This window comes from Streptomyces sp. NPDC046900 (genome assembly GCF_040644975.1).
In the GTDB taxonomy this organism is placed as follows: domain Bacteria; phylum Actinomycetota; class Actinomycetes; order Streptomycetales; family Streptomycetaceae; genus Streptomyces.
Genome location: NZ_JBEYXD010000012.1, coordinates 153,936 through 177,409, shown reverse-complemented (window position 1 = coordinate 177,409; position 23,474 = coordinate 153,936). Strand labels below are relative to the sequence as shown.

The following is a 23,474-nucleotide window of genomic DNA, read 5'->3' as shown; positions in this document are numbered from 1 at the left end:
GAGTGCGCGTACTGGCGAAGTGCCGTCCGGTACCTGCAAGTTCACAAGGCGGACCCCTGGAGGGGGCACATGAACGGTCTCGACTGGGCCGTCCTGATCGCGTACTTCGGAGTGATGACCGCGATCGGTGTCTGGTCCCACAAGCGCGTCGACGACGTCAGCGACTTCTTCACCGCCGGCGGCAAGATGCCGTGGTGGCTGTCCGGCATCTCGCACCACATGTCGGGCTACAGCGCGGTGATGTTCACCGGATACGCCGGTATCGCCTACACCTACGGCATCACGTCCTACGTCACCTGGGCGCTGCCCATCGCCATCGGCGTCCTGATCGGCGCCAAGCTGTTCGCGCCGCGCCTGAACCGGCTGCGCTCGCGGCTGCACATGACCTCGCCGCTGGAGTACCTGAAGAACCGCTACAACGTGCCCACCCAGCAGGCGCTGGCCTGGTCCGGCATCCTGCTGAAGATCGTGGACGTGGGCGCCAAGTGGGCGGCGATCGCGACCCTGCTCAGTGTCTTCACCGGGGTCTCGCTCACCCAGGGCATCATCATCACCGGCGCCATCACCGCGGTGTACTGCACGATCGGCGGCCTGTGGGCGGACGCACTGACCGAACTGGGGCAGTTCGTCATCCAGTTGCTGGCCGGTCTCACCATGCTGATCATCGCGCTGAACAAGATCTCCGACCAGGGCGGCCTGTCGAAGGCGCTGGACTCGCCGAAGCTCGCCGGCCACGGCCACGGTTTCGCGGGCCCCTACCTGACCGTCTTCTTCATCTCCTATCTCTTCATCAAGCTGTTCGAGTACAACGGCGGCATGTGGAACCAGGCCCAGCGCTACATGGCGACGGGCAGCGCGAAGCAGGCGACGCGCTCGGCTCTGCTGTCCGCGGGCCTGTGGTTCGTCTGGCCGGTCATCCTCTTCATCCCGATGTGGCTCGCGCCGCTGCTGGTCACGGCCGAGAAGCCGGACGGCTCGGACGCCTACGGCCTGATGAGCGAGCAGTTGCTGCCGCACGGCCTGCTGGGTCTGGTGGTCGTGGGCTTCTTCTCCCACACCATGGCCATGTGCTCCTCGGACGCCAACGCGATCGCGGCGGTGTTCACCCGGGACGTGGTGCCGGTGATCTCGAAGGCGGCGCGGGCGTGGAACACCCGGACGGGCCTGATCGCGGGCCGGATCACCACGGTGGCCTTCCTCGGTCTGTCCATGGCGGTGGCGACGCAGGTCAACTCGCCCACGTTCAAGGACATCATCACGGTGGTCATCAAGTGGGTGGCCGGCCTGATGGGCCCGATCGCGATCCCGTTCATCCTGGGCCTGCTGCGGCCGTTCCGTAAGTCCGGCCCCTCGGCCGCGCTCATCAGCTGGGCGGCCGGTCTGCTGGCGTTCTTCTTCGTCAACTACCACCTGGACTTCTCCCAGCGCACGGATGTGAAGCTGGAGTACCAGGTGGCGCTGCCGATGGTGATCTCGCTGGTTCTGTACATCGTGATCGGCCTGGTGCGGCCGGAGGACACCCCGGAACGGGACGCGGTCATCGACCAGCTGAACACCGACGACGACGGCGCGACGGCGGCGGTGCCGGCCCAGGGCACGACGACGACCCCTTCGGGCGTCTAGGGCGGGGGCGCGGCCCCGGGCGGTGCCTACGCCCGGGGATACCGCGCGAGCCACCCCGGCGAGGACCCCGTCGGGCCGTGGAGCGCGGCTCCCTGCGTCATCTCCATGGCGAAGTCGTCCGCCAGCACGAGCATCGTGGGACGGCCCTCCAGCTCGGCCAGCCAGGCCGGCGGGAGGGCCGTCTCGCCGTACAGGGCACCGAGCAGTCCGCCCGTCAGCGCCCCTGTCGCCGCCGACGGCCCGCCGTGATTCACCGCGAGGCGCAGTGCGTGCCGGACGTCCTCCCCCACCAGCGCGCAGTACACGGCGACGGCCAGTGCCCCCTCGGCCGTACCGCTCCCGGCGAGCTCCTCGATCCGCGCGGGGGTGGGCATACCCTGCCGCACCGCCCCCAGCGCGTGCTGCAACGCGTCGGCGACCGGCTGCTGCCCGGGCCGTGGGGCGAGCAGTCCGAGGGTTCGCTGCACGGCCGCGTCCAGGGTCTCGCCGCGGGCCAGGGCGTGCACGATCACGGCGTACGCGCCCGCCGCGAGGTAGGCCGTGGGGTGCCCGTGCGTCTGTGTGGCGCACTCGGCCGCGAGTTGCATCACCAACTGCGGCTCCCAGCCGACGAGCAGCCCGAACGGCGCCGAACGTGCGGCCGCCTCCGGCCCCGGCTCGCCGGGGTTCTTCGGGGCCTCCAGGGTTCCCATGGACTCGTCGCCGAAGCCGAGCAGACAGGCCCGGTCCGGGGAGCGGCGGGCGTACAGCCACTCCTCGCGGGCCAGCCAGCCGTCGTCCTTGCGGCGCTCGTCGGGTCCCCAGTCCCGCTGGGTCGCCGCCCAGCGCAGATACGCGCGGTGCAGATCCGTCGGCGGATGCCAGGCGCCGGTGTCGCGGCGGACCTGGGCGCGAATGAGTCCGTCCACCGAGAACAGGGTGAGCTGGGTGAGATGCGTGATCGCGCCGGGCCGGCCGTACCCGGACTCGAGGTCGACCAGTCCCTCGTGGCCGTGCGCCTCACGGATCTGCTCCAGGGAGAGCCCTTCGAGCAGGGCTCCGAGGGCGTCGCCGACGGCCACGCCGAGGACCGTCCCGCGTACGCGGCTGCGAAAGTCCTGCTGCTCGGTGCGGCCCCAGACGGCACCGGCTGTCGCACCCACCCAGGCCTCCTCTCGGCACCGTCCGCACGTCCGACAGTCCAGCACTGTAATCGAATGGGAACGGTCGATTCAGGACACCGAAGGGTCAGGCGCGCCACATTCCCGGGCCTGATCGACCAGCCGAAAACCATCTGTAAGCGACCGGACGCCCTCTCCATAGTGGGATCATGGCCACCACGCGATCCCAGATCCCCTCCGCGCTCCCTCTGGCTGCCACCCTCCTCACCGCCACCGTCGCCCTCTACACGGCGCTCGTCGCATTCGGGAACATCACCGACTTCGGCACCAACCAGCAGTTCGTCCGCCATGTCCTCGCGATGGACACGACCTTCAAGGACGACGACCTGATGTGGCGCGCCGTCACCTCGCACGCATGGGAGGACGCCGCGTACGTCGCGATCATCGTCTGGGAGTCGCTCGCGGCCCTGCTCCTGATCGCCGCGTCCTTTCTCTGGGCCCGCCGCCACCCCCGCGCCCGGCAGCTGTCCACCGTCGGCATGCTGATGCTCCTGCTGCTGTTCGGCGCCGGATTCATCGCGATAGGCGGCGAATGGTTCGCGATGTGGCAGTCCAAGACGTGGAACGGACTGGACGCGGCCACCCGCGTGGTCGTCCTCTGTGGGGTGGTCCTCCTGGTGACGCATCTGCCGGGAGCGGCCCCGGCAGATGCCGCATAGCGCCGCTTCTCAGTCGCCCAGCACAGGGAGCAGTTCGGGCAGGTGGCCGTCCGATGCCGCAGCCGCCCGCTGCCGTTCCTCCGGGACCTCGCCGTACAGCGTCGTGCGTGGTTTCGCCGGGCGGCCCGCGGTCTCCGCCACCGAAACGAGGTCCTTGACGGACTTGTAGGAGCCGTAACGGGAGCCGGCCATACGGGAGATGGTCTCTTCCATGAGAGTGCCGCCGAGGTCGTTGGCGCCCGAGCGGAGCATCTCCGCGGCGCCGTCGGTGCCGAGCTTGACCCAGCTGGTCTGGATGTTGGGGATGTGGGGGTGCAGCAGGAGGCGCGCCATGGCCGTGACGGCGCGGTTGTCGCGCATCGTCGGGCCGGGGCGGGCGATGCCCGCCAGGTAGACGGGGGCGTTGGTGTGGATGAAGGGCAGGGTGACGAACTCGGTGAACCCGCCGGTCTCCTGCTGGATACGGGCGAGGGTGCGCAGGTGGCCCAGCCAGTGGCGCGGCTGGTCGACATGGCCGTACATCATCGTCGAGGAGGAGCGGATACCCAGTTCGTGCGCGGTGGTCACCACCTCGACCCAGGTGGCGGCCGGCAGCTTGCCCTTGGTCAGGACCCAGCGGACCTCGTCGTCCAGGATCTCCGCCGCCGTGCCGGGGATCGTGTCGAGGCCCGCCTCCTTCGCCGCCGTCAGCCACTCCCGGATCGACATCCCGGTGCGGGTGGCGCCGTTGACCACTTCCATGGGGGAGAAGGCGTGCACGTGCATGCCGGGGACGCGTTCCTTGACCGCCTTCGCGATGTCGAAGTAGGCGGTGCCGGGCAGGTCGGGGTGGATGCCGCCCTGCATGCAGACCTCCACGGCGCCCACCTCCCACGCCTGCTCGGCGCGGTCGGCGACCTGCGTGAGGGAGAGGGTGTAGGCGTCGGCGTCCGTGCGGCGCTGCGCGAACGCGCAGAAGCGGCAGCCGGTGTAGCAGACGTTCGTGAAGTTGATGTTGCGGGTCACGATGTAGGTCACGTCGTCGCCGACCATCGTGCGCCGGACGTCGTCGGCCACCCGGCACAGCGCGTCCAGCGCGGGGCCGTCCGCGTGCAGCAGCGCGAGGGCCTCGGCGTCGGTCAGCTTCGCCGGGTCGTCGGCGGCCGTGCGCAGCGCCGACCGTACGTCGGTGTCGATGCGCTCCGGTGCCATTCCGGGAGCCGCCGCCTCACGCAGCGCCGCCCAGTCGCCGTACACCTCGTCGAAGTCGTCGCGGCGGTCGCCGGTCCGCCCCTCGGTGTCGATGGTGTGGTGCAGGTCCGTGCGGCCGGATGCCTGGAACACCTCCTCGGGCTCCTGCCAGGGATGCCCTTCGACCACCGCGTCCGCGCGCGCCAGCCCCGTCTCCGGATCGGCCAGCGCCCGGACGTGCGGCAGCAGCCGCGGATCCAGCCACGGCTCTCCGCGCTGCACGAACTCCGGGTACACACAGAGCCGTTCACGCAGTTCGAACCCGGCAGCGCGGGACCGCTCGGCCAGTCGTTCGATCTGCGGCCAGGGCCGCTCCGGATTGACATGGTCGATGGTCAGCGGGGACACCCCGCCCCAGTCGTCGATGCCGGCCCCGATCAGCCGCTCGTACTCGCCGTCGACCAGGTTCGGCGGGGCCTGCAGACAGGCGGCCGGGCCCATGATGTGCCGGGCGACGGCCACCGTGGCGACCAGCTCGTCCAGTTCCGCGTCCGGCATGCCCCGCATCGCCGTGTCCGGCTTGGCCCGGAAGTTCTGGATGATCAGTTCCTGGATGCCGTGATACGCCCGCGCCACCTTGCGCAGCGCGAACAGGGACTCGGCCCGCTCCTCGTACGTCTCGCCGATCCCGATCAGGATGCCCGAGGTGAAGGGCACCGACGAACGCCCGGCGTCCTCCAGGACCCGCAGGCGGACCGCCGGCTCCTTGTCCGGGGAGCCGTGGTGCGGGCCGCCCGGCTCGGACCACAGCCGGGTCGCCGTGGTCTCCAGCATCATCCCCATGGACGGCGCGACCGGCTTGAGGCGCTGGAAGTCCGTCCACGACATCACCCCGGGGTTGAGGTGCGGCAGCAGGCCCGTCTCCTCCAGGATCCGGATGGAGACGGCCCGCACATAGGCGATCGTGTCGTCGTACCCGTGCGCGTCGAGCCATTCGCGCGCCTCGGGCCAGCGGTCCTCCGGCTTGTCCCCGAGGGTGATCAGCGCCTCCTTGCAGCCCAGCGCCGCCCCCTTGCGGGCGATGTCGAGGACTTCGTCCGGAGACATGAACATCCCGTGCCCCGCCCGGCGCAGCTTGCCGGGCACCGTGACGAAGGTGCAGTAGTGGCACTTGTCCCGGCACAGCCGGGTCAGCGGGATGAAGACGCTCTTCGAGTACGTGATGACTCCGGGCCGGCCCGCGGCCCGGAGCCCGGCGTCGCGCACCCGGGCGGCCGAGGCGGCCAGGTCGTCCAGGTCCGCGCCACGGGCCTGGAGCAGCACCGCGGCCTCGGTGACGTCCAGCGCGACACCGTCACGGGCACGTTTCAGGGCGCGGCGCAGTGAGTTCTCGGTGGGACCGGTTCCGGAGGACGCGGAAGTCGTCATCCTCCGAGCATACGTTTGCGGTGATCAGGTCATACAGGGCGTTCCTGTGCCGGTCGGGGCAGGTCGTAGGTCACCAGGGGCCGCGGCCACCGCCCGTTACGCCGACACGCGGCTGCCGATCGACTTCCCGTGCGGCGGAGTTCACGGGGCGACCCCAGAGTGGGAGGCACCACCACTGCACCACCCCTGTCATCCGACATGTTGGGAGCAGCAGCATGTGCGACGACGACCACGGCCTCGGCAGACGCGCGCTGTTCGTGACGGGCGCGGCCGCCGCGCTTACGTTGGGAACCGTGAGCTTCTCCAGAGGTCCCGCCGCCGAGGCGGCCGACAACCAGGAGACGAGGACGGTGCGCGGCACGCTGCCCACCGGCTCGCCCGACTTCGTCTACCTCCCCGTCGACGTGCCCGGGGACGTCCGCGAGATCAAGGTCGCCTACACCTACGACAGGCCGTCCGTGCCGGCCGGCGCCCAGGGCAACGCCCTCGACATCGGCATCTTCGACGAGCGCGGCACCGAACTGGGCGGCAAGGGCTTCCGCGGCTGGTCCGGCGGCGCGCGCACCGAGTTCTTCATCCGTGCGGACGACGCCACTCCCGGCTATATCCCCGGCCCGGTCCGCCCCGGCACCTGGCACATCGCACTGGGCCCCTACACGGTGGCCCCGCAGGGTCTCGCGTACGAGATCACGATCACCCTCACCTACGGCGCGCAGGGCCCCACGCCGGCGCCCGTGTACCCGCCGTCCCGTGCCAAGGGGCGGGGCCGCGCCTGGTACCGCGGCGACTGCCACATGCACTCCTGGTACTCCGACGGCCGCCGCACGCCCGCGGAGATCGCGGCTCTGGCCCGGGCCGCCGGCCTCGACTTCATCAACACCTCGGAGCACAACACCCACTCCTCGCAGGCCCACTGGGCCGACCAGGCGGGTGACGACCTGCTCATCCTGACGGGCGAGGAGGTGACCACGCGGAACGGGCACGTGCTGGCCCTGGGCACCGACCCGGGCACCTTCATCGACTGGCGCTACCGGGCGCGCGACAACCGCTGGGCCCGGTTCGCCCAGCAGATCCGCCGGGCGGGCGGCCTGGTCGTCCCGGCCCATCCGCACGCCACCTGCATCGGCTGCGGCTGGAAGTTCGGCTTCGGCGAGGCGGACGCGCTCGAGGTGTGGAACGGCCCCTACACGCCGGACGACGAGGCGACGCTCGCGGAGTGGGACAACACGCTGGTGGTGGCGGTCCGGGAGGGGCACGGCCGGTGGCTGCCGGCGATGGGCAACAGCGACGCCCACCGTGAGCCCGACGCGATCGGCACCCCGCAGACGGTGGTCCTCGCCGACGACCTGACCCGGCAGGCCATCCAGGAAGGCATCCGCGCGGGCCGCTCGTACGTCGCGGAGTCGAAGAACGTGTCGCTGACGTTCACGGCGTCCGGCAGCCACGGTGAACACGCGGGCGTCGGCGAGCGGTTGCGGGTGGACCAGGACACCCCGGTCACGGTCCGCGTGGAGGCACAGGGCGCCCCTCGCTGCGCCGTCCGCTTCGTCACCGACCAGGGCGTGCTGTTCATGAGCGATCCGCTGCCGGTGACCGGGTCGGGCACCGTCGAATGGCACACGACCCCGCAGTACGCGGCGTACGTACGGGCGGAGCTGCGGCACGAGGCCGCGGTGGGGCCGGTGCCGGGGGTGCTGGCCGCGTTCACGAACCCGATCTTCCTGGGCCGGTCGTAGGCCCACGGGGCGCGTGGCCGATTTCAAGCGCCCTCGATGGCCGGTCTGCGAGACTGCGCGTGAGTGCTCGTTCTTCACGCCGTCAGGGGGAACACGAGACCATGCCGCGCTTCGCCGACCTCAAGTACCGCGCGATCACGGCGCTCCAGCGCCACGTCGTCAACCCGGTGCAGCGCCGCATACCGGTCCAGACACTGCTGGAGACCACGGGCCGCACCTCGGGCCTGCCGCGCCGGACCCCCCTGGGCGGGCGCCGCATCGGCGACTCCTTCTGGCTGGTCTCCGAGCACGGCGAGAGGTCCCAGTACATCCGCAACATCCGGGCCGATCCCCGGGTGCGGGTGCGCATCGGCGGCCGCTGGCACACGGGCACGGCCCATGTCCTCGCGGACGACGACCCCCGTACCCGCCTCAAGACGCTGCCCCGCCTCAACAGCGCGGCGGTACGGGCGCTGGGGACCGGACTGCTCACGGTGAGGGTCGACCTGGACGACTGAGGTCACCCGGGCTGCCGCCCCTCACCTCACCCGGGCCACACGATCGCCTGCACCTCGCTGTACGCGTGCAGGGCGTACGAGCCGACGTCCCGGCCGACCCCGCTCTTCTTGAACCCGCCGAACGGGGCCTCCATGTTCCGGCCGACGGTGTTCACACCGACACCGCCCGCCCGCAGCCGGCGGGCCACGCGGAAGGCACGGGCCACGTCCCCGGACCAGACGTAGTCGATCAGGCCGTAGTCGGTGTCGTTGGCCAGGGCGATGCCTTCCTCCTCCTCGTCGAAGGGGAGGACCACGACCACCGGCCCGAAGATCTCCTCCCTGACCACCCGCATGTCGGGCGTGCAGTCCGCGAGGAGGGCCGGGGCGACATAGAAGCCGCGCTCCAGGGGCGACCGTCGGCCCCCGGCGACCAGCCGCGCGCCCTCCTTGCGGCCGAGTTCCACGTACGACTCCACACGGTCGCGGTGCGCCGCCGAGATCACCGGGCCCACCACCGTGCCCCGCTCACGCGGATCACCGACCGTCAGATGACCCGCGTAGCCGGCCAGTCGGGACACCAGACGGTCGTACACGTCCCGCTGTGCGATCACCCGCGTCGGGGCCGTGCAGATCTGCCCGCTGTAGAAGGAGAACGTGGTGCCGATTCCGGCCACCGCGGACTCGAGGTCGGCGTCGTCGAAGACCAGCGCCGCGCCCTTGCCGCCCAGCTCCATCAGCTGCCGTTTCATGGACCGGCCGCACACCTCGGCGATGCGCTGCCCGACGGCCGTCGAACCGGTGAAGCTGACCATGTCGACGTCCGGGCAGTCCACGGCCGCCTCACCGACCTCCGGGCGCGAACCGCTCACCACGTTCACCACACCCGGCGGGGCGCCCGCCTCCTGGAGCGCCTCGGCCATGCGGTACACCGACAGCGGATCCTGCGGCGCCGGCTTCACCACCACCGTGTTGCCCATCGCCAGTGCGGGCGCGACCTTGCCCGCCGGGTTCGCCCACGGGTTGTTGTACGAGGAGATGCAGGCGACCACGCCGACCGGCTGGCGCACGGCGAGGGCGCCCATGACGGCGGCACCGCCGAACGGTCCCGCCTCGTTGATCTGCGGCGGCAGCGGCTGCTCCACCGGCTCCACCCGCGCGTACCGCCGGAACCGTGCCACCGCCACCCCGACCTGCATCCCGCGCGCCGTGCCGGTCGTGGCGCCGCTCTCCGCCTGCGCCAGGTCGGCGTACGGCACGAGGTTGCGCCGCATCACCTCCGCCGCGCGGGCGAGGACGGCGGCCCGCTCCTCGGGAGTCTTCCGCGACCACGGTCCGAAGGCCTCACGGGCCGCGGCGGCCGCGGCGTGCACCTGCTCCCGGGAAGCCTCCGGCGCCCACCCGACGATTCCTTCGGTCGCCGGGTCGACGACCTCGTAGTGGCCCCCGTCGGGCTCGACCCACGCCCCGCCGACGAACAGCCGCTGCCGCTCGGTCACGTGGTGCTCACCGTCCTGTTGTCCCGCCCGGAGCGGAGCACCCGGCCCGGTACGGCCCCGGTCACCACGTCGTCCCGTAGTGCCGCGACACCGTTGACCCAGACCCCCCGCACCCCGATCGCCCTGGAGTCGAGCCGCGGGCTCTCTCCCGGCAGGTCGTGCACCAAGGTGGCCTGACCGGCGTCGATGCGCTCCGGGTCGAACAGGACGAGGTCCGCATGGAAGCCCTCCCGTACCCGGCCGCGCTCCCGCAGCCCGAACAACCGGGCAGGATCGTCCGTCAGCATCTTCACGGCCTGCTCCAGCGGCACCAGCTTCCGGCCGCGCAGGCAGTCCCCGAGGAACCGGGTCGTGTACGGAGCACCGCACATGCGGTCCAGATGGGCGCCCGCGTCCGAGCCGCCGAGCAGGACGTCCTCGTGCCGCCAGGTCTGAGCCCGCAGTGCCCAGGAATCGGGGTCGTTGTCGGTGGGCATGGGCCACAGGACCGTCCGCAGCTCGTCGTTCGCGCAGATCTCGACCAGGCACTCGAAGGGGTCCTGGCCGCGCTCGGCCGCGATGTCGTTCACCACCCGCCCGGTCAGACCCTCGTTCCGCGGGCTGTAGGTGTCCCCGATGACGTACCGTCCGAAGTTCGCGAGGCGCCGGAAGACGCCCGCCTCTTTGGAGCCGGCGCGCCGGAGCATCTCGGCGCGGACGTCCGGGTCGCGCAGTCTCCCGATCCGCTCGGGCACGGGCAGGCCCAGGATCGGGCCCCACCCGGGGATCAGGTTGAGCGCGCAGAACGTGCCGAGCGACATGTTCATCGGGGTGAGGATCGGCATGGTGAGGGCCACCACGCGGCCGCCCGCCTTCCGGGCACGCTCGCTCGCCAGCAGCTGGCGCGGTACGCGTTCGGGCACGGACGCGTCGACGGTGAGCACGTTCCAGTTCAGCGGACGTCCCGCCGCCGCGCTCATCTCCACGAGGAGGTCGATCTCCGCGTCGCTGAACTGGTCCAGGCACCCGGCGACGATCGCCTCGATCTGCGTGCCCTCGTGTTCGCCCACCGCCTTGGACAGGGCCAGCAGCTCCGCCGGTTCCGCGTGCCGCGAGGCGACCGGCTTCCCGTCGCCGTCGGAATGGGTCGCCGACTGCGTCGTGGAGAAGCCCCAGGCACCCGCGTCCATGGCCTCGTGGAGGAGCCGCAGCATCCGCGCGAGCTGGTCCCCGGTCGGCTGCCCGCCGACCGCGTCCGGCCCCATCACATACCGCCGCAGCGCGCAGTGCCCCACCATGAAGCCCGCGTTGACGGCGATCCGGCCCTCGAGGGCGTCCAGGTACTCCCCGAAGGTGTGCCAGTTCCAGGTCGCCCCCTCCTCGAGGGCGACCAGGGACATGCCCTCCACCTTGGACATCATCCGGCGGGTGTAGTCGGCGTCCTCGGGGCGCCCGGGGTTGAGCGGGGCGAGCGTGAAGCCGCAGTTGCCCGCGGCGACGGTGGTGACCCCGTGGTTCAGGGACGGTGTCGCGTACGGGTCCCAGAAGAGCTGGGCGTCGTAGTGGGTGTGCGGGTCGACGAAGCCGGGGGCGAGGACGAGGCCGGACGCGTCCTCGGTGGTGCGGGCCTGTTCGGTCACCGAGCCCATCACGGCGATACGGCCGTCCCGCAGGCCGACGTCCGCCGTGTACGCGGGCGCTCCCGTCCCGTCCACGACGGTCGCGCCCTTGATGACGTGGTCGAGCATGGACCTTGCCTCCTTGACCTCCGGTGTGGGTGAGCGTCCCGATAGGGGCGCGAGGCGGGGCCGGTGCGTGCGCCGCCGCCTGGGCGCGACCGGCCGTGTCGCGCCCACGGTCGCCGGACGGCCCGCGGCCCGGCCGCGGTCAGACGCTCTGCCTGAACCGCGTGGTGCGGTGCACCGGGTCCGTGTCGATCTTCGGGATGACGTGCTCACCGATCAGCCGGATCGTCTGCAGTGTCTCCTCCTTGGGGATCCCCACCGGCAGCCCGAAGCTCAGCTGGTCGGCTCCCGCCTGCTCCCACCTCTTGCACTGCCGCAGCACTTCGTCCGGGTCGCCACAGATGAGCAGCTCCTCCTCGATGAGCAGTTCCATGAACTCCTCGGTGTACTCGGGGAGCGTCTCGGGCCAGACCGGGAAGCCCTCAGGGCGCGGGAAGGTGTCGTGGTAGCGGAAGACGAGGGACGGCAGGTAGTGCAGTCCGCCGTTCACCGCGATGCGGATCGCCTCCTCGTGGGTGGGGGCGCAGACGGCGGTGGTCGTGACCATCACGTTGTCGTTGACGAAGTCCCCGACGGGCTCGGCGTCGACGACGGCCGTCTTGTACTGCTCGAGGACCCACTCCATGTCGGAGACCTTCTGCACGCTGAAGCCGAGCACCCCGAGGCCCTTCTTCGCCGCCATGGCGTACGACGGCGGGGACCCGGCGGCGTACCACATGGCCGGGTGCGACTTCCCGTACGGCTTGGGGAGCACCTTGCGGGGCGGCAGCGACCAGTGCTTGCCCTGGAAGCCCACGTACTCGTCCTGGAGCCACATCTTGGGGAACTCGGCGATGGTCTCCTCCCAGATCTCCTTCGTGTGGTTCATGTCGGTGATGCCGGGGAGGAAGCCGAGGATCTCGTGCGAGCCGGCTCCGCGTCCGCTGCCGAACTCGAAGCGGTTCCCGGTGAGGTGGTCGAGCATGGCGACCTTCTCGGCGACCTTCACCGGGTGGTTGACCTGGGCGAGCGGATTGAAGATCCCGGAGCCCAGGTGGATCCGCTCGGTGGCGCGGGCGAGGTAGCCGAGGAAGACGTCGTTGGCCGAGAGGTGGGAGTACTCCTCCAGGAAGTGGTGCTCGGAGGCCCAGGCGTACTTGAAGCCGGACGTGTCCGCCTGGATGACGTACTCGGTCTCCTCCATCAGCGCCTTGTGCTCGGCGAGCGGGTCGGTCTCGGCGCGCTTGCCCACGTATCCCTGTACAAAGAGCCCGAATTCCAAAGAGGTTCACCGTCCCCAGGAGTCATTATCTGACGTACCGTCAGTTCTTTGCGCCGACTGTGGCACCGCCCGAGTGGAGCGTCAATAGCTGATGGTGAATCAGACAACGGACACTCCGGCCAGCCAGCCGCCGTCGATCACGAACGGCTGCCCGGTGATGTAGGAGGAGTCGTCGCAGCTCAGGAAGAGGGCGAGCCGCGCCACCTCCTCGGGCCGCCCGATCCGCCCGAGCGGCACCAGCCTGCGGTACAGCTCGTCGAGGGCCCTGGACATCTCCTTCGCGTCCGCGTCCGGGTCCAGCCGGGCCGGGTTGGACATCGGGGTGTCGACGGCACCCGGGCACACGGCGTTCACGCGGACCTTCCGGGACGCCAGCTCGATGGCCGCGACCCGGGTGAGACCGAGGACGGCGTGCTTGGTCGCCGCATACGTCCCCACGGCCGCCATACCGGTGACCGCGGTGTGCGAGGCGGTGTTGACGATGGTGCCGCCGCCGGCGGCCGCGATCTCGGGCGCCACGGTCTTGATCCCGAGGAAACAGCCCACCTGGTTGATCTGGACGACGTTCATGAACTCGTCGAGAGGCGTGTCGACCAGCGCGTTGAACCGCAGGATCCCGGCGTTGTTGACCAGTCCGTCGACGCGCCCGTACGTCTCCTTCGCGGCGGCCACCGCGGCGGCCCAGTCCACCTCGCGGCCCACGTCCAGATGGACGTACGCCTGCCCGAGCTCCTTGGCGAGCGCCTCGCCCCGGTCGTCGAGCACATCCGTGAGGACGACCCGGGCGCCCTCCGCCGTGAACAGCCGCGCTTCCTGCTCGCCCTGCCCGCGCGCCGCACCGGTGACGATGACGACGCGCCCGTCCAGCTTGCCCATGACACTCCTCAGTTCAGATGGGGGGTCACCTCGGCCCCGAACGCCGCGATCTGATCGGTGAGTTCCGTGCGGCTCCGGCAGCGGAACCGCACCTGGATCTGGTGCACACCCATCGCGCGGTACGCACGCAGCGACTCGGCGACCGCCTGTGCGGGGCCGCTGATCGTGCGCCGCCCCACGTCCCAGCCCGGCTCGCCCACATACAGCGGCTCGGTGATGGCACCGACGGTGAACGGCCCCTCCATGCCCGCCTGCGCGCGCAGCCCGGTGAGACGGGCGATCTGCGAGGGCAGCCGGTCCCGCGGGTCGCCCTGCGGAAGCCAGCCGTCACCCTTCAGCGCCGCCCGGCGCACGGCGGCGGGCGAGGAGCCGCCGACCCAGAGGGGGACGTGCTCCTGCGCCGGGCGGGGGCGCTGCCCGAGCCCCTCGAAGTCGTACGCCTTGCCGTGGTGCTCCGGAAACTCGTCCGTTCCGAGAGCCACGCGGAGCGCGTCGACGGTCTCGTCGAGGACCTCCCCCCGCCGCCGGAAGTCCACGCCCAGCGCCGCGAACTCCTCCGCCACATGACCGGCCCCCACCCCGAGGACCAGGCGCCCGCCGGAGAGGTGGTCGAGGGTGGCGTACTGCTTGGCGGTCGCCAGGGGATGCCGCAGCCCGACGATCGCGACGTGACTGAGCAGCCGGACGCGCTCGGTGACGGCGGCCAGGTGGGCGAGGGTGGCGACGGGGTCGTACCAGACCGTGCTCATGGCCGGGGCCAGCCGGAGCGGGACGGCGACGTGGTCGCAGCAGGCGACGTAGTCGAAGCCGGCGCCCTCGGCGGCGAGGGCCACCGCGACGAGGTCCTCCGGCCCCGCCGCCTCCTCCCAGGGTTCGGCGTAGATCGTGCTCTGGGACTGGATCGGGAGCTGCATCCCGTAGGCCAGATCCCCGTCCGGCCGCATTCGCATCGACGCACCACCTCTTTCTGACGGACCGTCAGCCAAGAACGGCCGACTTCATCGTCATGGCTGACGGTGCGTCAGGCAAGGCCCGTGCGGGCCCGCGTTGCGGGCAGCCGCCGGTGCGGCCGCCCGCAACGGCCGCTCTCAGGAGCGGTAGGGGTTGCGCAGGTAGGTCAGGCTGAGATCGCCGGTGTTGCCGAAGTACTGGGAGACCAGGTACGCGGGATCGGTCGCGATCACGCCCGCCTGGAGGTCGCTGCCGTCATTGGTGTCGTCCCAGGCCCACGGAGCGCGCGCCGCGTTGTCCTCGCCGTTGTCGCCGCGGAACGCGCCCCACTTGGCGTAGGTCTCGCTGTTGTTGCGCCGGCCCCAGAGGCTGTCGGAGGTGGTGAGGTCGGTGAGCCCGTAGCTCGCGTTGCGGTCGTTGCCACCGGTCGGGACGGAGCCCGCCAACGGAGCACGGTGGTCCTCCGGTAGGGGGCTCGGGGAGGTGCGGGTGACCCCATGCTGAGGACCGGCCGACCGCGCTGCCGCCGTGGTCGATCAATGTTCAACGGGGGACGCGATTGTTCACCTGCGCACCCCGGACCGTACGCGGGCGCCCCTCACTTCCGGGTCATCTGCCGCTCCTGTCCGGCCTGTTCGGGCCACAGACCCTCCTCGGTCAGCCCCAGCAGCTCGATGGCGTTGCCCCGGACGATCCGCTCCACGACGTCCGCGTCCAGATGCCCCATCTGCGCCTCGCCGACCTCGCGCGACTTCGGCCAGGTGGAGTCGGAGTGGGGGTAGTCGGTCTCGTACAGGACGTTCCCGACCCCGATGGCGTCCAGGTTCCTGAGCCCGAAGGCGTCGTCGAAGAAACAGCCGTAGACGTGGTCGGCGAAGAGCTCGGACGGCGGGCGGTGGACCTTGTCCGCGACCCCGCCCCAGGCGCGGTTCTCCTCCCAGACGACGTCGGCGCGCTCGAGGATGTACGGGATCCAGCCGATCTGCCCCTCCGCGTACATCACCTTCAGGTTCGGGAAGCGCTCGAACTTGCCGCTCATCAGCCAGTCGACCATCGAGAAGCAGCAGTTGGCGAAGGTGATGGTGGAGCCGACGGCCGGCGGGGCGTCCGCGGACGTGGAGGGCATCCTGCTGCTGGAGCCGATGTGCATCGCGATGACGGTGCCGGTCTCGTCGCAGGCGGCGAGGAACGGGTCCCAGTCGTCGGTGTGGACGGACGGCAGCCCGAGGTGCGGAGGTATCTCGGAGAAGGCGACGGCACGGACGCCGCGCCCGGCGTTGCGCCGCACCTCTGCCGCGGCCAGCTCGGCGTCCCAGAGGGGGATGAGGGTGAGCGGGACGAGCCGCCCGCGCGCCTCGGGCCCGCACCACTCCTCCACCATCCAGTCGTTGTAGGCCCGGACGCAGAGGAGGCCGAGCTCGCGGTCCTTGGCCTCGGTGAAGGTCTGTCCGCAGAAGCGGGGAAAGGTCGGGAAGCAGAGGGCGGACCGGACGTGGTTGACGTCCATGTCGGCCAGGCGCTGGGGGACGTCGTACGAGCCGGGCCGCATCTGCTCGTACGTGATGATCTCGAGCCTGATCTCGTCCCTGTCGTACCCGACGGCGGTGTCGAGGCGGGTGAGGGGCCGACGCAGATCTTCGTAGACCCACCAGTCGCCGAGCGGTCCGTCGTCGCCGGGCGCACCCATGACGGGTGCGAACCTGCCGCCGAGGAAGGTCATCTCCTTCAAGGGCGCACGGACGATGCGCGGGCCCACGTCCCGGTACCGGCGCGGAAGCCGGTCCTGCCACACGTCCGGTGGCTCCACGGTGTGGTCGTCGACGGAGATGATCTGCGGAAAGGTGCCGTCGGTGCCGTTGGTCTGTGAGGTCTCCATGCCGGTCACCGTAGCGCTGATCTGACGAACCGTCAGCTAAGGAGCACTCCCCTTCGGCACTCCCCCGCCCTTGCGCACAGGGGGAGAACATGTGTGGACCTTGTGACACACCGCCCGGCGGCCTGTGATCGCCGTCTCCCACAGCTGACGCATCCGCCATGAACAAGGCAAACTGGCCTCCTTGTTGTGGTCTGTTCGGCAGGGGGCCTGGGGGCAGCGATGGACGGTGTACCGCGAGTGCCTGAGCAGCGGCGTCCCGAGCGATCGGCGGCGCTGCGCTTCGGCGTGCTCGGACCGGTGCGCGCCTGGCACGGAGACGATCCGCTGGCCACCGGCTCGCCGCAACAGCGCGCCCTGCTGGCCGCGTTGCTGCTGCGGGAGGGCCGTACCGCGACGGCGTCCGAGCTGATCGACGCGCTGTGGGGCGAAGAGCCGCCGCCGCGCGCGCTGGCGGCCGTGCGGACCTACGCCTCACGGCTGCGCAAGGTCCTCTCCCCCGGAGTGCTGGTCAGCGAGTCGGGCGGGTACGCGCTGCGGCTGAGCGACGCCCGCTCCCTGGACGTCGCGGCCGCCCAGGAGCTGGCCGCGGAGGCGGAGAAGGCCAAGAACGCCGGGGATCTGGGCCACGCCCGGCAGGTGCTCAACGAGGCACTGGCGCTGTGGGACGGGGAGGCGCTGGCCGGCGTGCCCGGCCCGCACGCGGACACCCAGCGGACCCGCCTGGAGGAATGGCGCCTCCAGCTCCTCGAGTCCCGCCTCGACATGGACCTGGAACAGGGCTGCCACGCGGAGGCGGTCTCCGAGCTCACGGCCCTGACCGCGGCGCACCCGCTGCGCGAACGCCTCCGCGAGCTGCTGATGCTGGCGCTGTACCGCTCGGGCCGCCAGGCCGAAGCGCTGGCGGTGTACGCGGACACCCGCCGTCTGCTCGCCGACGAACTGGGGGTCGACCCCCGCGCGGGCCTCAAGGAGCTCCAGCAGCGGATCCTCCGCGCGGACCCGGGCCTGGCGGAGCCGTCGGCGCCGGCCGCGGAGCCCGCCGCCGCACCCGTCCGTCCCGCCCAGCTCCCCGCTACCGTCCCCGACTTCACCGGCCGGGCGGCTTTCGTCACCGAGCTGGGCGAGGTGCTGGCGTCGGCGGAGGGCCGCGTGATGGCGGTCTCGGCGCTGGCCGGCATCGGCGGCGTGGGCAAGACGACGCTCGCCGTCCACGTCGCGCACCAGTCCCGCGGCGCCTTCCCCGACGGCCAGCTGTACGTGGACCTCCAAGGCGCGGGGCCCCGGCCGGCGGAGCCCGAGACGGTCCTCGGCTCCTTCCTGCGCGCCCTGGGCACCGCGGAGTCGGCGATCCCGGACTCGCTGGAGGAACGGGCGGCGCTGTACCGCTCGGTGCTGGACGGCCGCCGGGTCCTGGTCCTGCTGGACAACGCGAAGGACGCGGCCCAGGTGCGCCCTCTGCTGCCCGGCATGGAGGGCTGCGCGGCCCTTGTGACCTCCCGGGTCCGCATGGTCGACCTGGCAGGCGCCCATCTGGTGGACCTGGACGTGATGTCCCCGGAGGAGGCGCTGTCGCTCTTCACCAAGATCGTCGGCGCGGAGCGGGTGGCCTCGGAGCGGGAGGCGGCGCTGGACGTGGTCGCGGCATGCGGCTTCCTGCCGCTCGCCATACGCATCGCGGCGTCCCGTCTGGCGGCGCGCCGCACCTGGACGGTCTCCGTACTGGCGGCGAAGCTGGCGGACGAACGCCGCCGCCTCGACGAACTCCAGGCCGGCGACCTGGCGGTGAAGGCCACCTTCGAGCTCGGCTACGGCCAGCTGGAGCCGGCCCAGGCCCGCGCCTTCCGCCTCCTGGGCCTCGCGGACGGCCCGGACATCTCCCTGGCGGCCGCCGCGGCGGTACTGAACCTGCCGGTGGAGGACACCGAGGACCTGCTGGAGTCCCTCGTCGACACGTCCCTGCTCGAGTCGGCCGCGCCCGGCCGCTACCGCTACCACGACCTGGTCCGCCTCTACGCGCGTGCGTGCGCGGAACGCGACGAGTGGCCGCCGAGCGAGCGGGATGCGGCGATGTCGCGGTTGCTGGACTTCTATCTGGCGACGGTGGCCGAGGGGTACGCGATCGAGCGGCCCGGTGACCGCCTGGTGGACCATTTGGAGAAACCCCGGACCGCCGGACTGACTTTTGAGAACCGGCGTGCTGCGCAGGACTGGCTCTACTCCGAGGCCGTCTCCTTGCTCGCGTGTGTGCGCCAGTCGTCCGACAACGCCCGGCTCAGGCGCGCGGTCGACCTGCTGTGGGCCGCTGTGGACCTGGCCGAGTCCGGAGCGAACTCCAGGGAGTACGAGGCGGCGGCCACGGCCCTGCGTGATGCCGCACGCGCGGTGTCGGACAGCCGAGCGGAGGGGCGGGCGGTTCTCGTCCTGGCCAACGCCAGGCACTGGTCCGGTTACTTCGATCAAGCCGACGAAGAGGCGCGACAGGCTCTCCGGCTCTCCGAGGCTGCCGGCGATCCGTTGCCCTGCTGTTGGGCGGCGAACATCCTGGGCGCCTTCGCCTTCTATCAGAACCGCTACGTGGAGGCCGAGGAGCATCTCGAGCGGGCCATCAAGGACTTCCGTGCCTGCGGCGACCTTTCGGGTACGGCATCCGCCCTGTGCAACCTCTCACGCCTGCATCTGGCGACGGACCGCGCCGACAGCGCCGTGCGCCTCGCCCGGCAGGGGACCGGAATGTACGAGGAGCTGGGGCACACCCTCAAGGCCGCGAACGGCCATTACGCGCTCGGCATGGCCCTCAGCCGCAACGGTCAGTTGTCGGCTGCTTCCACCCACCTCAAGGACGCACTGCAGGTCTTCCGCACCAGCCGTCAGCGGCTGTGGGAGGGCATGACCCTGTTCCGTCTCGCCGAAGTGGATCTCCTGGTCCGCTCCCCCGCACAGGCCGCGGCCAACGCCGAGATGGCTCTATCGATGCTGAGGGGCATCGGCGGGGAATGGCGCCGGGGCAACGTGCTCACGGTCCTCGGCAAGGCGTTGAGCGGCATCGGCCAGACCGGCCGGGCCCAGGTCTGCTGGCGCGAGGCTCTCGAGATCTACGAGAGGCTGCACTCACCGGAAGCCGCAGAGGTGCAGGCATTGCTGACCCCGGCAGCGGCCGCCTGAGACATGGCACGGACGTTCATCGTTCGTTTATCGCCGCCAGGCACACTTTTTCTTGTCGATCCGCTGCTTCGGGGGGCAGGCGGACCGCCGGTGAGATCGCCGAACTCGCAGATTAGGGTGGGCGATTTGAGGGGCTCGTCCGGCCACCCTCGGGGGAGTGGCCGGACGGGCCCCCGACAGTCCGACAGCAACAGCCATGGGGAGCCACCACAATGAGCGACACCAGCAAGGACGCGCCGGTCGTCAAGCCGGACAACACACACATCACCGACGCCGAAGCCGGCACGGCCGTCCAGCCGCTCAACACGCACATCACCGACGCCGAAGCCGGCACGAACGTCGAGCCGCTCAACACCCACATCACCGACGTCAACGACGGTGGGACCACGCCGGACAACACGCACATCACGTCCGAGCCCAAGTAGACCTTCGTCCCACACGGGGATCGGCCGCGGCGGCGCGGAGGGGGAGCCGTCGCGGCCGAGGTGTGCGGTCACTCCGGCGGGGCCGAGCTCAAGCTCGGCCCCGCTGTCGCACATTCAAGGGCGCCGTCACAGCGGGACGACTCGAACCGCTTCCGCGCACAACTTCGTCGTGTCGTCCTCGTCGGACGTGTACAGCACCACGTTCCCGCCCAGCCGGCCGGCGATCACCGCCAGCGCCGCGTCGATCGCGGAGCCGGACCAGGCGGCGCCGCACACCGTCGGCCCCGGCGGGAGGACAGCGCGCGGAGAGCGGCGCCAAGCCACGTCCGTTCACCCTGTGCGCCCTGTTCGCCCGCCCGACATCCACGCGTCGCACCCGGCGGCCACGCTCGGGTGTCATGGCATCCGACCGGAGTGCGTCGGCAGGCCCTGGGCTGTCGTCGGCGATCGTTCAGTTCCTTCCCCTCGCCGTGGTGGCCGTCGTCTTGCTGGACGGCGCCACCGACTTCTTTCCCGACGACCCGATCGTCGGCATCCTGACGCCGACGCGGCTCGCCCTGGTCGTCGGGCTGATCGCCCTGGTCGTGCCCGTGCCGGGCCGGCGGCGGGCGCGGCTCGGGGACTTCCGCACGCGGCTGGATCTGCCCGTCGCGCTGCTGCTCCTGGCCTCGGGGGCGACCACGTACGTCGGCGGGCATCCCAGCGCGCCGCTGCGCGGCCTGCTGACCGTGATCGTCTGCTACTACCTGGTCGTCGGGGTGTGCCGCACCGCGCCCGGGTCGTGGCGGGCACTCGGGTTGCTCGCACTGGCCGGGGTCGCGGCGGCGAGCACCACCGCCTTCTCCCAGATGACCAACAAGACCACGACCGGCTTCTGCCGCACCGGGCTGCTCACCGACGTCGCGTGCGACGCGGGCGGGGACGGTGTGCTGACCCGGGCCACCGGCACCTTCTCCAACCCGAACCTGCTGGCCGCCTTCCTGGTGCTCCTGCTGCCGTTCGCCCTGCTCGCCGCGGTGGCGATCGAAGAGCGCACGGCGCGTACCACCATCGTCATCCTGGTGGTCATCGGGTACGGGGCACTGCTGACCACCTTCTCCCGCGGCGGGTACGTCGCCGGTGCCGCCGGGCTCCTGGTGCTCGCCGGGGCCTACTGGCCGGCGCCCCGGCTCGCCGAGCGGGCACAGCGGCGGCTGTTCGGCTTCCTGGGCATCGCGGCGCTGCTCGCCGCGGCCGCCGCCGTCTGGGGCGTGTCCCGGGCCGGGAACGCACTGGGTGTACGCGGCCAGGCATGGTCGGCGGCGCTCGAGGTCGCGGCCCACAACCCGCTGGGCGTCGGTCTCGGGCGGTCGGGCGTCGTCATATCCGCCACCGCCCCCGGCGACCGCGTCTTCGTCCACGCGCACAACCTGTGGCTGAACTGGCTGGTGGAGACCGGGCCGCTCGGCCTGCTCGCCATCGTCTCGGTGACCGTGATCGCCTGGTCCTCCGCGGCCCGCGCATCCCGCGCGAAGTCGGTCCTCGGGACCGTCGGACTGTCCGCGCTGACCGGGTTCTTCCTGGCGAGCATGCTGGATCACCCGGCCAACCTGGACCGGATCGACGAACTGTTCTGGTTGGTGCTCGCCGTGGTCATGGCCGAAGCCCCGGCCGGTTGGCGCCGTTCCGGCGCCTCCCCCGCTCCGGCCGCCACCGAGCCCACGCAGCCGCAGCACGGTCCGCGACGCGTCGGGGCCGGCGCGGCCGTTCGCAGCGCCTCCGCGTCCGGTGCCGGTCACGACCGCCGCCTGAGCTCCCCCTTCACCACCTTGCCGCTCGCGTTCCGCGGCAGGTCCCGTACGAACTCCACCGCCCTCGGCACCTTGTAGTTCGCCATCTCGCGCCGGGACCAGGCGATCAGGTCGTCCCCCGTCAGCACCGCCCCGGGGCGGCGGACCACGTACGCCTTGCCGACCTCCCCGAGGCGGGCGTCAGGTACGCCGATGACCGCCACGTCGGCCACGGCCGGGTGCAGGCCGAGCAGTTGCTCTATCTCCGCCGGGTACGCGTTGAAGCCGCCGACGATGAACATGTCCTTGATGCGGTCCGTGATCCGGAGGTTTCCGGAGGCGTCCAGGACCCCCACGTCGCCCGTCCTGAGCCAGCCCTCCGGAGTCAGGACGTCCGCCGTGGCCCGCTCGTCCTCGAAATAGCCCCGCATGACGTTGAAGCCGCGGACCAGGACCTCTCCCGGCACACCGGGGCCGAGCGGTTCACCGTTCGCGTCCACCACCCGCACCTCGGTTCCCGGGATCGCCCGGCCCGAGGTCGTCGCGATGACCGAGGGCTCGTCCCCCCTGCGGCACATCGTCACGAAACCGCTCGCCTCCGACAGGCCGTACGCCGTCAGGACCGTCTGCACACCGAGTTCGCCGCGCAGGCGTTCCACCAGGCGGAGCGGGATCACCGCCGCTCCCGTCACCACCAGGCGCAGGGCCGAGAGGTCATGGGCGTCCCTGGACGGGTGGTCCAGGAGGGACTGGTGGAGGGTCGGGGGGCCCGGCAGCACGGAGACCCGTTCGGCCGCGATGTTCGCCAGCACCGTGTCCACGTTGAACACCGGCTGCGGGATCATCGTCGCGCCCCGCATCAGGCACGCCAGCACCCCCGCCTTGTAGCCGAAGGTGTGGAAGAAGGGGTTCACGATCAGATAGCGGTCGCCCTGCCTCAGGCCCGCGAGGCCGGTCCAGATCTCGTAGGCCCGCAGGGACTGCCCGTGCGTGATCACGGCTCCCTTCGGGCGGCCTGTCGTGCCCGAGGTGAAGATGATGTCCGAGGGTGCGGCACCGGTGAGGGAGGCCGCCCGCTCCCCTGTCTCGGACGCGCCCACCCCCTCCCCGCTCGCCAGGAAGTCCTTCCAGGTGCGGAAGTCGGAGGGGGCGTCGTCCGCCAGGACCACCACCCGCTCCAGGTGCGGAAGGCCCGGGAGGGGGCCGTTGCCTGGTCCGGTCTGCGCGGCCCGCCGCAGCGAGGCGACGTACGACGTCCCCAGGAACGTGCCCGTCACGAAGAGCAGCTTCGCCCTGCTCCGCTCCAGTACGTACGCCGCTTCCGTTCCCTTGAAGCGCGTGTTGAGCGGGACCAGGACCGCGCCCGCCCACACCGCGCCGAGCGCGGAGACGATCCAGTCGAGGGTGTTGGGCGCCCAGACCGCCACGCGGTCGCCGGCCACGACGCCGTTCGCGATGCAGGCCGCCGCCGCGCGCTCCACCCGGTCGCCCAGTTCCGCGTACGAGATCCGGGTGCGGCCCTCGACCACCGCCTCGGCATCGCCGAAACGATGTGCCGCGCTCCGCACCAGTCCCGGAATGCTGCCCCACTCCACGTCACCGCGCACGGCCTGCCTCCCGCACACCCTGAAAGCACGTAGCTGACTGACCGTCAGATTAGCTGTACTCTGACGGCCTGT

At 71.3% G+C, this 23,474-nt stretch carries 18 protein-coding genes; 7 read left to right on the top strand and 11 right to left on the bottom strand.

Annotated elements, in window-relative coordinates:
- The first annotated feature begins 69 nt into the window (after positions 1-69).
- Positions 70-1,623 (top strand): sodium:solute symporter family protein, encoded by a 1,554-nt coding sequence (locus ABZ904_RS15305; protein WP_361823508.1) that lies wholly within the window; start codon positions 70-72, stop codon positions 1,621-1,623.
- Between the two features lie 26 nt (positions 1,624-1,649).
- Here ABZ904_RS15305 and ABZ904_RS15300 read toward each other — a convergent pair whose 3' ends face one another.
- On the bottom strand, positions 1,650-2,765 hold the full coding sequence (locus ABZ904_RS15300) for an ADP-ribosylglycohydrolase family protein (protein ID WP_360993438.1): 1,116 nt from the start codon (positions 2,763-2,765) through the stop codon (positions 1,650-1,652).
- A 167-nt stretch (positions 2,766-2,932) separates the two neighbouring features.
- Between ABZ904_RS15300 and ABZ904_RS15295 the strand changes: the two genes are divergently transcribed.
- Positions 2,933-3,442 carry a DUF2165 domain-containing protein gene (locus tag ABZ904_RS15295; RefSeq protein WP_359394114.1) on the top strand — a complete coding sequence of 170 codons (510 nt, stop codon included), beginning with the start codon at positions 2,933-2,935 and terminating at the stop codon, positions 3,440-3,442.
- A gap of 9 nt (positions 3,443-3,451) precedes the next feature.
- On the opposite strand, the gene ABZ904_RS15290 is transcribed toward ABZ904_RS15295, so the two are convergent.
- Entirely contained in the window at positions 3,452-6,040 is a 2,589-nt protein-coding gene (locus tag ABZ904_RS15290) for a bifunctional FO biosynthesis protein CofGH (RefSeq protein ID WP_360993434.1), read from the bottom strand.
- Positions 6,041-6,255: 215 nt separating this feature from the next.
- Here ABZ904_RS15290 and ABZ904_RS15285 point away from each other — a divergent pair, with 215 nt between their 5' ends.
- Both ABZ904_RS15285 and ABZ904_RS15280 read left to right on the top strand, forming a co-directional pair.
- The gene (locus ABZ904_RS15285; protein ID WP_361823503.1) at positions 6,256-7,776 is read left to right on the top strand and encodes a CehA/McbA family metallohydrolase; all 1,521 of its coding nucleotides are present in this window, start codon (positions 6,256-6,258) and stop codon (positions 7,774-7,776) included.
- 101 nt (positions 7,777-7,877) lie between these two features.
- The gene (locus ABZ904_RS15280) at positions 7,878-8,273 is read left to right on the top strand and encodes a nitroreductase/quinone reductase family protein (RefSeq protein ID WP_359394107.1); all 396 of its coding nucleotides are present in this window, start codon (positions 7,878-7,880) and stop codon (positions 8,271-8,273) included.
- A 26-nt stretch (positions 8,274-8,299) separates the two neighbouring features.
- Here ABZ904_RS15280 and ABZ904_RS15275 read toward each other — a convergent pair whose 3' ends face one another.
- From ABZ904_RS15275 to ABZ904_RS15245, 7 genes are all read right to left on the bottom strand, one after another.
- The gene (locus ABZ904_RS15275; RefSeq protein WP_361823500.1) at positions 8,300-9,751 is read right to left on the bottom strand and encodes an aldehyde dehydrogenase family protein; all 1,452 of its coding nucleotides are present in this window, start codon (positions 9,749-9,751) and stop codon (positions 8,300-8,302) included.
- Positions 9,748-11,478, bottom strand: coding sequence for a D-aminoacylase (locus tag ABZ904_RS15270; RefSeq protein ID WP_361823497.1), 1,731 nt, complete (start codon positions 11,476-11,478; stop codon positions 9,748-9,750). The genes ABZ904_RS15275 and ABZ904_RS15270 overlap by 4 nt, the downstream gene beginning before the upstream one ends.
- A 139-nt stretch (positions 11,479-11,617) precedes the next feature.
- Positions 11,618-12,736, bottom strand: a complete 1,119-nt coding sequence (locus tag ABZ904_RS15265) for an LLM class flavin-dependent oxidoreductase (RefSeq protein ID WP_359394101.1) — start codon at positions 12,734-12,736, stop codon at positions 11,618-11,620.
- A 99-nt stretch (positions 12,737-12,835) separates the two neighbouring features.
- Positions 12,836-13,612: a glucose 1-dehydrogenase gene (locus ABZ904_RS15260; protein WP_359394099.1), complete on the bottom strand. Its 777-nt coding sequence runs from the start codon at positions 13,610-13,612 to the stop codon at positions 12,836-12,838.
- 8 nt (positions 13,613-13,620) lie between these two features.
- Positions 13,621-14,562, bottom strand: coding sequence for an LLM class F420-dependent oxidoreductase (locus ABZ904_RS15255; RefSeq protein ID WP_361823494.1), 942 nt, complete (start codon positions 14,560-14,562; stop codon positions 13,621-13,623).
- A 138-nt stretch (positions 14,563-14,700) separates the two neighbouring features.
- Positions 14,701-15,009, bottom strand: coding sequence for a hypothetical protein (locus ABZ904_RS15250; protein ID WP_361823491.1), 309 nt, complete (start codon positions 15,007-15,009; stop codon positions 14,701-14,703).
- Positions 15,010-15,161: 152 nt separating this feature from the next.
- Positions 15,162-16,439, bottom strand: coding sequence for an amidohydrolase family protein (locus tag ABZ904_RS15245; protein WP_361823488.1), 1,278 nt, complete (start codon positions 16,437-16,439; stop codon positions 15,162-15,164).
- A 219-nt stretch (positions 16,440-16,658) separates the two neighbouring features.
- Here ABZ904_RS15245 and ABZ904_RS15240 point away from each other — a divergent pair, with 219 nt between their 5' ends.
- Entirely contained in the window at positions 16,659-19,601 is a 2,943-nt protein-coding gene (locus ABZ904_RS15240; protein ID WP_361823485.1) for a BTAD domain-containing putative transcriptional regulator, read from the top strand.
- Between the two features lie 212 nt (positions 19,602-19,813).
- Positions 19,814-20,026 carry a hypothetical protein gene (locus tag ABZ904_RS15235; RefSeq protein ID WP_359394088.1) on the top strand — a complete coding sequence of 71 codons (213 nt, stop codon included), beginning with the start codon at positions 19,814-19,816 and terminating at the stop codon, positions 20,024-20,026.
- A gap of 126 nt (positions 20,027-20,152) precedes the next feature.
- Here the strand turns inward: ABZ904_RS15235 and ABZ904_RS15230 are convergent, their stop codons facing one another.
- Positions 20,153-20,350 (bottom strand): hypothetical protein, encoded by a 198-nt coding sequence (locus ABZ904_RS15230; RefSeq protein WP_359394086.1) that lies wholly within the window; start codon positions 20,348-20,350, stop codon positions 20,153-20,155.
- 74 nt (positions 20,351-20,424) lie between these two features.
- Here ABZ904_RS15230 and ABZ904_RS15225 point away from each other — a divergent pair, with 74 nt between their 5' ends.
- On the top strand, positions 20,425-21,894 hold the full coding sequence (locus ABZ904_RS15225; RefSeq protein ID WP_361823481.1) for an O-antigen ligase family protein: 1,470 nt from the start codon (positions 20,425-20,427) through the stop codon (positions 21,892-21,894).
- Here ABZ904_RS15225 and ABZ904_RS15220 read toward each other — a convergent pair.
- The gene (locus ABZ904_RS15220; RefSeq protein ID WP_359394082.1) at positions 21,801-23,402 is read right to left on the bottom strand and encodes a FadD3 family acyl-CoA ligase; all 1,602 of its coding nucleotides are present in this window, start codon (positions 23,400-23,402) and stop codon (positions 21,801-21,803) included. The genes ABZ904_RS15225 and ABZ904_RS15220 overlap by 94 nt on opposite strands.
- Positions 23,403-23,474 lie beyond the last annotated feature (72 nt).

Coding starts and splice junctions, on each gene's coding strand:
- ABZ904_RS15235 (WP_359394088.1), top strand. CDS start 19,814: ATGAGCGACACCAGCAAGGACGCGCCGGTCGTCAAGCCGGACAACACA.
- ABZ904_RS15290 (WP_360993434.1), bottom strand. CDS start 6,040: ATGACGACTTCCGCGTCCTCCGGAACCGGTCCCACCGAGAACTCACTG.
- ABZ904_RS15280 (WP_359394107.1), top strand. CDS start 7,878: ATGCCGCGCTTCGCCGACCTCAAGTACCGCGCGATCACGGCGCTCCAG.
- ABZ904_RS15260 (WP_359394099.1), bottom strand. CDS start 13,612: ATGGGCAAGCTGGACGGGCGCGTCGTCATCGTCACCGGTGCGGCGCGC.
- ABZ904_RS15225 (WP_361823481.1), top strand. CDS start 20,425: ATGGCATCCGACCGGAGTGCGTCGGCAGGCCCTGGGCTGTCGTCGGCG.
- ABZ904_RS15245 (WP_361823488.1), bottom strand. CDS start 16,439: ATGGAGACCTCACAGACCAACGGCACCGACGGCACCTTTCCGCAGATC.
- ABZ904_RS15295 (WP_359394114.1), top strand. CDS start 2,933: ATGGCCACCACGCGATCCCAGATCCCCTCCGCGCTCCCTCTGGCTGCC.
- ABZ904_RS15240 (WP_361823485.1), top strand. CDS start 16,659: ATGGACGGTGTACCGCGAGTGCCTGAGCAGCGGCGTCCCGAGCGATCG.
- ABZ904_RS15255 (WP_361823494.1), bottom strand. CDS start 14,562: ATGCGAATGCGGCCGGACGGGGATCTGGCCTACGGGATGCAGCTCCCG.
- ABZ904_RS15270 (WP_361823497.1), bottom strand. CDS start 11,478: ATGCTCGACCACGTCATCAAGGGCGCGACCGTCGTGGACGGGACGGGA.
- ABZ904_RS15285 (WP_361823503.1), top strand. CDS start 6,256: ATGTGCGACGACGACCACGGCCTCGGCAGACGCGCGCTGTTCGTGACG.
- ABZ904_RS15305 (WP_361823508.1), top strand. CDS start 70: ATGAACGGTCTCGACTGGGCCGTCCTGATCGCGTACTTCGGAGTGATG.